Origin of the sequence: Nocardiopsis dassonvillei subsp. dassonvillei DSM 43111, from assembly GCF_000092985.1 — a bacterium.
In the GTDB taxonomy this organism is placed as follows: domain Bacteria; phylum Actinomycetota; class Actinomycetes; order Streptosporangiales; family Streptosporangiaceae; genus Nocardiopsis; species Nocardiopsis dassonvillei.
The window spans coordinates 928148-938858 of the sequence record NC_014210.1; the positions used below are offsets into that span (position 1 = coordinate 928148).

Here is a 10711-nt window from a genome sequence, read left to right on the forward strand (position 1 = left end):
GGAGAGGCGGCCAGCCCCCGGCGGGCCGCTCCTGACGATGCGCGACATCCGCAAGGACTTCCCCGGCGTGCGGGCCCTGGACGGGGTGTCGCTGACCGTCGGCCACGGCCGCGTCCACGCCCTGATGGGGGAGAACGGCGCGGGCAAGTCGACGCTGATGAAGGTGCTCAGCGGGGTCCACCCCACGGGTTCCCACGGCGGCGAGATCCTCATGGACGGACAGCCCTGCTCCTTCTCCGGCGTGGCCGACAGCGAGCGCGCGGGCATCGCCATCATCCACCAGGAACTCGCCCTCATCCCGCAGCTGTCCATCAGCGAGAACGTCTTCCTCGGCCACGAACAGGCCCGCTACGGCGTCCTGGACTGGGGCGCCACCCACGCCCGGGCCCGCGAACTCCTGCGCCGGGTCGGCCTGGACGAGAACCCGGCCACGCCCGTCTCGGCGCTGAGCGTGGGCGCCAGACAGCTCGTGGAGATCGCCAAGGCCCTGGCCAAACGGGTGCGGCTGCTCATCCTGGACGAGCCCACCTCCGCGCTGAACGAGGCGGAGAGCACCCGGCTGCTCGAACTCCTCCTGGACCTGCGCGACCAGGGCGTCACGTGCATCCTCATCTCGCACAAGCTCGGCGAGGTGGTGCGCGTGTGCGACGAGGTCACCATCCTGCGCGACGGCCGCGCCGTCGAGACCCTCGCCGTGGAGCGCGACGCCGACGGCAACCCCTCGATCGACGAGGACCGCATCATCCGCGGGATGGTCGGCCGCGCTCTGGACCAGCGCCACCCCCCGCGCACCGGCGAGGTCGGCCGGGTGCGCTTCGAGGTCCGCGACTGGACGGTGGACCACCCCACCCAGGCCGGACGGCGCGTGGTGGACGGGGTCGACCTGACCCTGCGCGCCGGGGAGGTCGTGGGCATGGCCGGCCTCATGGGCGCCGGGCGCACCGAGTTCGCGATGAACCTGTTCGGCCGCTCCTACGGGCGCCGCGTCCGCGGCACCCTGCTCAAGGACGGCGCCGAACTCGCGACCGCCAGCGTCGCCGACGCCATCCGCGGCGGTCTCGCCTACGTGCCCGAGGACCGCAAGACCCTCGGCCTGCTCCTCGACGACGACATCCGCCACAACACCACGCTGGCGGCCCTGGACCGCGTGTCCGCGCGCGGCGTCCTCGACCCCGGCCTGGAGGTGGTGGAGGCCGCCCGGATGAGCCAGAGCATGCGGGTCAGGAGCCAGGGCCCCGCCCAGACCGTGCGCACCCTCAGCGGCGGCAACCAGCAGAAGGTCGTCCTGGGCAAGTGGATGTTCACCCGACCCGAGCTGCTGATCCTCGACGAGCCCACCCGCGGCATCGACGTCGGCGCCAAGTACGAGATCTACCTCATCGTCCGCCGCCTGGCCGCGGAGGGCGCCTGCGTGCTGCTGATCTCCTCCGAACTCCCCGAGATCCTCGGCATGTGCGACCGGATCTACACGATGTGCGAGGGGCGCATCACCGGAGAGGTCCCCGGTGAGGGGGCCGACCAGGAAACCCTCATGAGACTGATGACGCGAACCGGGGGACACCCGTGAAAGAGCCCACCGCAACCTCCCGACTCTCCCGGCTCGGCGGCGCGCTGACCCGCGGCAACTCCCGCCAGTACGGCATGGCCGCCGCCCTGGTGGCCATCATCGTGCTGTTCCAGATCCTCACCGGGGGCCTGCTCCTCACCCCGCTCAACGTCACCAACCTGATCATGCAGAACTCCTACATCCTGATCCTGGCGATCGGGATGATGCTGGTCATCGTCACCGGCCACATCGACCTCTCGGTCGGCTCGGTGGTGGCCTTCACCGGCGCGGTGTCGGCGATCATGCTCACCTCCTGGGGGCTGCCCACGGTCGTGGTCGTGCCCGTCGCCCTGCTGCTCGGCGCGCTCATCGGCGCCTGGCAGGGCTTCTGGGTGGCCTACGTGCGGGTCCCGGCGTTCATCGTCACCCTCGCCGGGATGCTCGTCTTCCGCGGCGCGACCCTGGCCGTCCTGGGCGGGGAGTCCGTGGCGCCGCTGCCGCCCTCCCTGCGCGACATCGCCAGCGGGTTCCTGCCCTGGCAGGCCGGGGACGGCCTCCACCTGCCCACCCTGCTGCTGGGCGCGGCGGGGGCCGCCGCCCTGGTGTGGATCCAGTGGCGCTCGCGGTCCCGCTCGCTCGGGTACGGGCTCCCGGTCCAGTCCGCTCCGGTCACCGCCGCCTCCTCGGCCGTGATCGTCGCGGCCATCCTGGCGTTCACCTACGTGCTCGCCGACTACAACGGGCTGCCCGTCGTGGGCGTGCTGCTCGTCGCGCTCATCGCCGGGTACTCGTTCGTCATGCGCTCCACGACCATGGGCAGGCGGGTCTACGCCGTCGGCGGCAGCGAGCAGGCCGCCGCGCTGTCGGGGATCCGCACCCAGCGCACCACGTTCTGGGTGTTCGTCAACATGGGCGTGCTCTCGGCGCTGGCCGGACTCGTCTTCACCGCCCGGCTCAACGCCGCCACGACCGGCGCCGGGACCATGTTCGAACTCGACGCCATCGCCGCGGCCTTCATCGGCGGCGCCTCCGCCTCCGGGGGCGTGGGCACCGTCGTCGGAGCCGTCGTCGGCGCCCTGGTCATGGGCGTGCTCAACAACGGCATGTCCCTGATCGGCCTGGGCGTGGACTGGCAGCAGCTCATCAAGGGACTGGTGCTGCTCCTGGCGGTCGCCTTCGACATCTACAACAAACGCCGCGTCAGCGCCGGGCCCGTCACCGTCCCGGTCCCCCCGCCCTCCTCCGGGGCGGGCCGGGGCGGGGACGGGGCCCAGGGCCCGCCGCCCACGGCGGACCGGGCCCGGGCCTCCTCCTGAGGAGACCGCCTCCGGGAGGTCCGGGGCCCTACTGGTATCCCCGGATCTCCCGGAAGACCTGCTCCAGGTCCTGCTCGCGGGCGTCGAACACCCGGCCGCCCGTCAGCTCCGCCAGCTCGGTCATCTCCGGCACGTCCGACTCGCCGAACAGCACCGTGAACACCGGCACCCGCGCCACCGGCTCCGAACGCGCGGCCAGCGACTCCCGGAAGCCCTCCAGCCCCACGCCCCGGTTCACCTCGCCGTCGGTCATCAGCACCACCGACATCAGGGGGTCGCCGTCCGAGCCCGTGTCGCTCTCCAACAGCTCGTACGCCCGCACCAGGGCGTCGTAGGCGGCCGTGTCGCCCTCGGCCTCCAGCCCCTCCACCGCCGCGGACAGGTCCGCGTTGACCTCGTCCACCGAACCCGGCTCCACCACGAAGGTCCGCGGGTCGGCGGGCCACGTGGAGAACGGCAGCAGCGTCACCACCTCCCGCTCCTGGAAGGCCTGCGTGCTCCGGGCCAGCGAACCGCCGTCCGCGCCGGTCAGCGCGCCCAGGGCCGACTGGAGCTCGGCGAGCCGGCCGCCCTCCATCGACCCCGACACGTCCAGCGCGTACACGGTGCGCGCCGGACGGCGCAGCGAGGCCGAGTAGTCCGCCACCAGGCCGTCCACCACCTCCCGGCTCGCCGGGAACGGCAGCTCCACCAGCGGGGGCACCGGCGGGGACAGCTCGGCCCCGGCCGTGACCGGGCGCCGCCACGTCCGGTCGGCGATCTGCTGCTGCGTCTCCTCCGACGTCAGGTCCCCCACCAGCCGCTCGTACCCGTCCAACGCCTGCTCGGAGGGGTCCGACAGCAGCGTCAGCGGGTAGTCGGCCGTCACCACGCCGTCGGCCGGGTACACGACCGTCAGGGGCTCCTCCAGCGCGCCGGAGGCGTTCAGCGACAGGATCACCGACTCGTAGTTGACCAGCCCGTCCACCGGCATGCCGCTCTCCGCGCGCCGCACGAACGCGTCCGTGAGCCACCCCGACGACCCCGCCGTCACCTCCTGGCCCGCGAAGAACTCCGCCAGCTCCGGCCCCACCCGCTCCACGTCCTCCGACCTCAGAGCCGCGCCCGTGTCGGCCAACGCCGAGGCCACCCCGATCAGCGCGGAGAAACCCGAGTTGGAGGCGCCCGGGTTGGTCATCCCGTAAATCAACTCTTCTTCTACGACCGCCCGGTGCACGTCCGACCAGGTCACCTCCGCGCCCCCGTCCCAGCCCAGCTCCCGCGCGCGGTCGGCGGCCACGCCCAGCACCACGGGGGAGACCATGACCGGCGTCTCCTCGTGCACCGCCGACCGGCCGTCGCCGTCCAGGTTGAGGTAGCGGTTGGAGGCGAACCACACCGCGTCGTACTCCCCGCCCTCGCCCTGCCGGTCACCCGCGGCGATCCGGGCCATGCCGTCCAGCGTGCCGGTGTACTCCAGCTCCACCGTCACCCCGGTGCGCTCCCCGGCCTCCTCCAGCAGCGGCTCCAGGTCGGCGACCTCGCTCCCGGCCAGGATCCGCAGCGTCACGTCCGGGTCCGCCCCCGGGGCGGAGCAGCCCGTCGCCGCCAGGGCCGCCGCGAGCACCGCCGCGCACGCGCCGCGGACCCCGCGTCCCCCGCGGATCCTCCCGGTTCCCGTTCCAGCCGCCATCGCCGTCCCGCCTCCGTGTCCGCCCGCCATGCCCTAGCTCCCGCCCCCGGCGCCGTGCACCGACGCGTCGGGGGCGGGCGGGCGCATCCCGTTGCTGCTGTAGGAGTCCTCGATCCCCGTCAGCAGGGCCTCCAGGACCTCGTAGGTGGGCGTGTTCACCACGTCCGCGACCCGGGTGCGCACCGGCAGCCCGTGCTCGGCCACCAGGTCCTCGAACCGGGTGCCGCCCTCGGTGCGGAACCCGTGCGCGGTGGCCAGCTCCTGGAGCCGCGGGTCCTCGGTGAGGAGGCGGCCGACCGCGTCGCCCTCCTCCGTGAACGGCACGACGGTGTGCACCGCGTACACGGTCGGCCCGGGGTAGAGCACCACCGCGTCGTCGGCCAGCGCGGGCCCGTTGACCATCGCGTCCACGTACTGCGCCTCGTAGGCCCACAGCAGCGGAGTGTGCCCCGACCCCAGGTCGCGGTACTGGTCGAAGGGCTGCTGGGAGGACTCCGGCGGCTGGCCCTGGGCCAGGAACAGGCGCGACAGCGTCCGGGTGAGCTCCTCGTCCACCCCGCCCGGCGCCACCACCTCCTCACCGTTGAGCAGGTAGGACAGGGCCGCCACGTGCATCGCCGCCGAGTTGGAGGTGCGCGGGTCGGTGGTGCGCACCAGCACCTCGTTGCGGTTGCTGGAGCTGACCGCGTCCCCGGGCAGGTCCCGCCAGCGGGTGCGCTCCTCGGTCAGCTCCAGGTAGGCGGCCAGGTCCAGCGACCACGTGCCGTCCCCGGCCTGTTCGGCGACCCCGGCGCCCTCCAGGGCGTCCACCATCGGCTGGTAGCTCAGCAGCACCATCGGGGTGCTGAAGGGCCGGTACTCGGCGGAGATCCCGTGCCGCTCGCGCACGTGCTCGGAGGCCGGGCCCGAGCCGGGGGAGACGAAGTCGGCGCCCTCGGCGTCCTCGGCCATCAGGCGCGAGCCCCGGGGGCGCACCCGCACCTCGTACCCGAGTTCGGCGAAGCGCTCCACGACCCGCTCGTCCCCGAACAACTCCACCTTCTCCGAGCCGACCACGCCCTCCACGAGGACCGTGCCGCCGCCGGTCAGGCGGTTGACCACGACGAAGCCGAGCGCCACGGCCAGAACCACCGCGAGGACCGAGGCGACCACGACGAACCAGAAAGCGCCGCGGCCGGACGTGTGGGGGAGTCCGCGCACCTGTGCCGAGCCTCCTCGGGGAACCGGTCATCGGGGGAGCCCGATGATCCCAGGGCCCGCGGGCGCGGAGCCGACCGGCAGGTGGCCGTCCGGTGGCGCGGCGGGAAACCCCGGCGCCGGGGCCGGAGGCGGGCCCGGGAACGGGCGGGACCGCGGAACGGACTGCGGACGGCGGTCGCGGCGTCGGCGGGGCGAACTACCCTGGAGACCGTGGCAGGCCGGATCAGAGACGAAGACATCGCCCTCGTACGCGAGCGCGCGCCCATCGCCGACGTGATCGGCGAGTACCTCCAGCTCCGCAACGCCGGGGGCGGGTCGCTCAAGGGCCTGTGCCCCTTCCACGACGAGAAGTCCCCCTCCTTCAACGTCACCCCCTCCAAAAATCTCTGGTACTGCTTCGGCTGCGGAGAGGGCGGGGACACCATCTCCTTCCTCCAGAGGATCGACAGCCTCAGCTTCACCGAGGCCGTCGAGACGCTCGCCCGCCAGGCCGGCATCACCCTGCGCTACGAGGAGGGCGGGCGCAGCGCCGCCAGGCACGACACCGGCAAGCGCCAGCGCCTGCTCGACGCCCACCGCGCCGCCGCCGAGTTCTACGCCGAACAGCTCCTCTCCCCGGGCGCGGTCACCGCCCGGCGCTTCCTGGACGAGCGAGGGTTCAACCGCGCGCACGCCGAGCACTTCGGCCTCGGCTACGCCCCCGCCGGATGGGAGAACCTCACCGCGCACCTGCGCCGCAAGGGCTTCACCGACGCCGAACTGGTCGAGGGCGGCCTGGCCAGCCAGGGGCGGCGCGGTGCCTACGACCGCTTCCGCAACCGGCTGCTGTGGCCCATCCGCGAGGTCACCGGCGAGGTGGTCGGGTTCGGCGCCCGCAAACTCGATCCCGAGGAGGACGGGCCCAAGTACCTCAACTCCCCCGAGAGCCCCGTCTTCCACAAGGGGCGGCTGCTGTACGGGCTCGACCTGGCCAAGCGCAACATCGCCCGGGAGGGCAAGGCGGTCATCGTCGAGGGCTACACCGACGTCATGGCCTGCCACCTCGCCGGGGAGGACACCGCCGTGGCCACCTGCGGCACCTCCTTCGGCGAGGACCACGTCAAGATCCTGCGCCGCATGCTGCTGGGCCGCACAGGACAGAGCGGCAGGGTCGTGTTCACCTTCGACGGCGACAAGGCGGGCCAGAAGGCGGCCGTGCGCGCCTTCGCCGAGGAGCACGGGTTCGCCTCCGAGACCTTCGTCGCCGTGCAGCCCGACGGGCTCGACCCCTGCGACCTGCGCCTCCAGCACGGGCCGCAGGCCGTGGTCGACCTCGTCAAGGACGCCGCCCCGCTGTACGAGTTCATGATCCGCAACGTCATGGAGAGCTACGACCTGTCCACCCCCGAGGGCAGGATGGCCGCCCTGGACGCCGCCGCCCCGGTGGTCGCGAGCATCCGCGACGAGGGCGTGCGCCGCGACTACGGCAGGAACCTGGACCGCTGGATCGGCATCCTGGACGAGGCCTTCGTGCTGCGCCGGGTCAACCAGCACATGCGCGGCGCCCGGGGCCGCGGTCCCGGGCCGCGGACGGCCCCCGCGCGGCCCGTGCCCACCCCGGACGCGCAGGAGGCGCCCTACAACCTGGGCGACCCCTCGGTGCAGCGCGAGCGCCAGGCGCTCAAGATCGCCCTGCAGTTCCCCTCACTGGCCGTGGGCTTCGACGCGTTCACCGAGGAGGACTTCACCGTCCCCCAGCACCGCGCGGTGCTGGGGCTCATCACCGCCGCGGGCGGGGTGGCCGCCGCGCACGACCCCGCCGCGTGGGTGAACGGCCTGCGCGAGGCCGCCCCCAATGACACACAGCGTGATTTCCTCACCCGTTTGGTGGTGGAACAGCTGGAGTTCTACGGAGAACTCGACGAGCATTACGCCCGGCAAATACTGGGCACAGTCAAGACTCATTCCATCAACCGGCGCGAGTCAAACCTGAGATCGGAACTGTCCCGCCTGGAGGGAACTCCCCAGGTGGAGGAACAACAACGGCTGCTGACCGAACTCATGGCGCTCCAACAGCAAAAACGCGCTCTCCAGGAGATGTGACGGGGCACTATGTAGCACCGGGGTGACAATAGTAGTTCTCCCTTCCCGGGTGCCCGAAAGGGCACAATGGGCGGGTGGCTCCAACAGTTGTGACCAACGAAACGCCGTCCATTCGACAGGTGGTCCGGCTGCTCCCCGACACGGGGCCGGTCAGCCGCGGCGAGGTCGCCTCGGCCCTGGAGCGGCTGGACGCGCCCCCCGACTACCTGGACCAGGCGGTCGCCCACCTCGCCCGGATCGGCGTGGAGGTCGCGGGCCCCGAGGACACCGGTTCCGAGGACCCCGGCCCCGTCGCCGACGGCGGCAGGCGCTCCGGGTCGGACCTGGTCCGCCTCTACCTGCGCGAGATCGGCCGGGTACCGCTGCTGAGCGCCGAGCAGGAGGTCGAACTGGCCAAGGCGGTCGAGGTCGGCCTCTACGCGCAGCACTGCGCGCCCGTGGAGGGCGTGCGCACCGCCGAGGAGCTGGCCTGCCTGGTCGAGGAGGGGCGGCGGGCCAAGAGGAGTCTGATCGAGGCCAACCTGCGCCTGGTGGTCTCCATCGCCAAGAGGTACATGGGCCGGGGCCTGCTCCTGCTCGACCTCGTCCAGGAGGGCAACCTCGGCCTGATCCGCGCGGTGGAGAAGTTCGACTACGGCAAGGGCTTCAAGTTCTCCACCTACGCGACGTGGTGGATCCGCCAGGCCATCACGCGGGCGATCGCCGACCAGGCGCGCACGATCCGCATCCCCGTGCACATGGTCGAGACGATCAACAAGGTCGTCCGGGTCCAGCACCAGCTGCACCAGCAGCTCGGCCGCGAACCCAGCGTCGAGGAGATCTCCTCGGCCGCCGGGTTCGTCGGCCAGCGCGTCGTGGAGATCCAGCGCATCGCCCGGGAGCCCGTCTCGCTCCAGTCGCCCATCGGCGAGGAGGAGTCCGACTTCGGCGACTTCATCGAGGACTCCGACGCGGTCGCCCCCGTCGAGGCGGCGGCCTTCACCGTCCTCCAGGAGCAGCTGGGGGCCATCCTCGGCGGCCTGTCCGACCGCGAGCGGCGCATCATCCGGCTGCGCTTCGGGATGGCCGACGGCCACCCGCACACGCTGGAGGAGGTGGGGCGCGAGTTCGGGGTGACCCGTGAGCGCATCCGCCAGATCGAGGCCAAGACCCTGGCCAAGCTCCGCCACCCCTCTCGGGCCGGGAGCCTGCGCGACTTCATCCGCACCGACTGAGCGGGGGCGCGGGGCGTTCGACGGCGCCGAACCGCGTTCGGACGGTCGGCGGTCACCACCAACGCGTGGGCCGCCCCCGGGGTTCCCGTCCGGCGGACGGTCGGCCTGATGTGGCCGAACCGGTGTCGACCCGCCGCATCCGACGCGCTCGGCGTCTAACGTCGTGGGTGTGAGAACCACGCCAGCCCCGCCGGACGGCGCGCCGCCCCCGCGGCGCCGACCCCTGCTCGTCCTGGGCGCGGTCGTGGCCGCCGCAGTGCTGATCACGGGGGTCTTCGTGGCCGCGACCGGAAGGAACCCCGAGCGCCTCGGGTACTTCGCCGACTGGAACGTGGCCAACCGCGGCTACACCGTCAAGGAGCTGGAGGACAGCGGAGCCCCCGAGCACCTGACCCGCCTGATGTGGGCGTTCGGCGACATCAGCTCCGGGGGCCTGTGCCGCATCCCGGGCACCCACGACCAGCCCTGGGAGCTGTACCAGCGGCGCTACGACGCCGACGAGAGCGTCAGCGGGCGGGCCGACGAGTACGAACAGGAGCTCGCGGGCAGCCTCAACCAGCTGCGCCAGCTCCAGGAGAGGCACCCCCACCTGAGGGCCAGCCTGTCCCTGGGCGGCTGGAACTGGTCCACGCACTTCTCCACCGCGGCCCGCACCCCCGAGTCCCGGGAGGCCTTCGTGGCCTCCTGCCTGGACCTGTGGCTGCGGGGAGACCTGCCGGTGTTCGAGGACGAGCCGCAGGGCGGCGACGGGGCGGCGGCCGGGATCTTCGACGGCATCGACCTGGACTGGGAGTGGCCCGGGGGAGCGGGTCACCCGGACAACGTGGAGCACCCCGACGACGCGACCAACTTCACCCTCCTGGCGGCCGAGTTCCGCCGCCAGATGGACGCGCTGTCCCGGGAGACCGGCGAGGAGTACGTCCTGTCCGCGTCGCTGCCCGGAGGGGCCGCGGCCAGCCAGGCCTACGACGCGCGGGTCTTCGAGTACCTGGACTTCGCCACCGTGCAGGGCTACGACTTCGCCGGCCCGTGGAGCGAGCGGACCGCCTACCACTCCAACCTGTACACCTCCGACGCCGACGCCAACAGCGTCGACCGGGCCGTGCGGCGCTACGTGGACCTGGGCGCGCCGCCGGAGCGGCTCGTGATGGGCGTTCCGGCCTTCGGCCGCGGCTGGCGGCTGGAGGACCCCTCCGAGCCCGGGCCGGGGCAACCGGTCGCGGGGCCCGCCGAGGACCGCTACGACGGCCCGACCATGGCCTTCTCCGAACTCCAGGAGATCGAGGGCCCCCGCGCCCTGGACGAGGAGGCGGGCGCCTCCTGGGTCCTGGACGGCGACGAGTGGTGGGCCTACGACAACCCCGAGGTGATCCGCCTCAAGGGCGAGTACGTGCTCGAACGGGGGCTGGGCGGGCTCATGGTGTGGAACCTGGACATGGACCCCCGCGGCGAACTGGTGCGCGCCATGGACGAGTCCCTCGGGGGCTGACCCCCGGGGATGTCCGGCGCGGACACAGGTTCCGGAGGAACCCGGGCACCGGCCCCGGCCCCGACCCCGGGCCCCGGCTCCGCGTACCCGACCAGGTTCCCGGTCACCGGCCCCGGTTCCGCGCCCCCGGTCCCCGCCCCCCGTGCCCCCGGCTCCGGACGGCGCGGCGGGGCGGTGCGGCCGGGCAGCGCG

The 10711-nt window shown here is 72.8% G+C and carries 7 protein-coding genes; 5 read left to right on the plus strand and 2 right to left on the minus strand.

What is annotated here, in order from left to right:
- The first annotated feature begins 37 nt into the window (after window positions 1–37).
- Complete coding sequence (locus NDAS_RS03765; RefSeq protein ID WP_086000751.1) at window positions 38–1567, plus strand: sugar ABC transporter ATP-binding protein; 1530 nt, start codon at window positions 38–40, stop codon at window positions 1565–1567.
- Window positions 1564–2862 carry a multiple monosaccharide ABC transporter permease gene (gene mmsB, locus NDAS_RS03770; RefSeq protein ID WP_013151810.1) on the plus strand — a complete coding sequence of 433 codons (1299 nt, stop codon included), beginning with the start codon at window positions 1564–1566 and terminating at the stop codon, window positions 2860–2862. The genes NDAS_RS03765 and mmsB overlap by 4 nt, the downstream gene beginning before the upstream one ends.
- A 28-nt stretch (window positions 2863–2890) precedes the next feature.
- On the opposite strand, the gene NDAS_RS03775 is transcribed toward mmsB, so the two are convergent.
- Complete coding sequence (locus NDAS_RS03775; RefSeq protein WP_013151811.1) at window positions 2891–4534, minus strand: VWA domain-containing protein; 1644 nt, start codon at window positions 4532–4534, stop codon at window positions 2891–2893.
- 33 nt (window positions 4535–4567) lie between these two features.
- Entirely contained in the window at window positions 4568–5734 is a 1167-nt protein-coding gene (locus NDAS_RS03780) for a hypothetical protein (protein WP_013151812.1), read from the minus strand.
- A gap of 210 nt (window positions 5735–5944) precedes the next feature.
- On the opposite strand from NDAS_RS03780, the gene dnaG reads away from it, so the two are divergent.
- The 3 genes from dnaG (at window position 5945) to NDAS_RS03795 (ending at window position 10519) form a co-directional block, all read left to right on the plus strand.
- On the plus strand, window positions 5945–7816 hold the full coding sequence (dnaG, locus tag NDAS_RS03785) for a DNA primase (protein ID WP_013151813.1): 1872 nt from the start codon (window positions 5945–5947) through the stop codon (window positions 7814–7816).
- Between the two features lie 119 nt (window positions 7817–7935).
- Complete coding sequence (gene rpoD / locus NDAS_RS03790) at window positions 7936–9030, plus strand: RNA polymerase sigma factor RpoD (protein WP_013151814.1); 1095 nt, start codon at window positions 7936–7938, stop codon at window positions 9028–9030.
- A gap of 169 nt (window positions 9031–9199) precedes the next feature.
- On the plus strand, window positions 9200–10519 hold the full coding sequence (locus NDAS_RS03795) for a glycoside hydrolase family 18 protein (RefSeq protein WP_013151815.1): 1320 nt from the start codon (window positions 9200–9202) through the stop codon (window positions 10517–10519).
- Window positions 10520–10711 lie beyond the last annotated feature (192 nt).

Coding starts and splice junctions, on each gene's coding strand:
- NDAS_RS03765 (WP_086000751.1), top strand. CDS start 38: ATGCGCGACATCCGCAAGGACTTCCCCGGCGTGCGGGCCCTGGACGGG.
- NDAS_RS03775 (WP_013151811.1), bottom strand. CDS start 4,534: ATGGCGGCTGGAACGGGAACCGGGAGGATCCGCGGGGGACGCGGGGTC.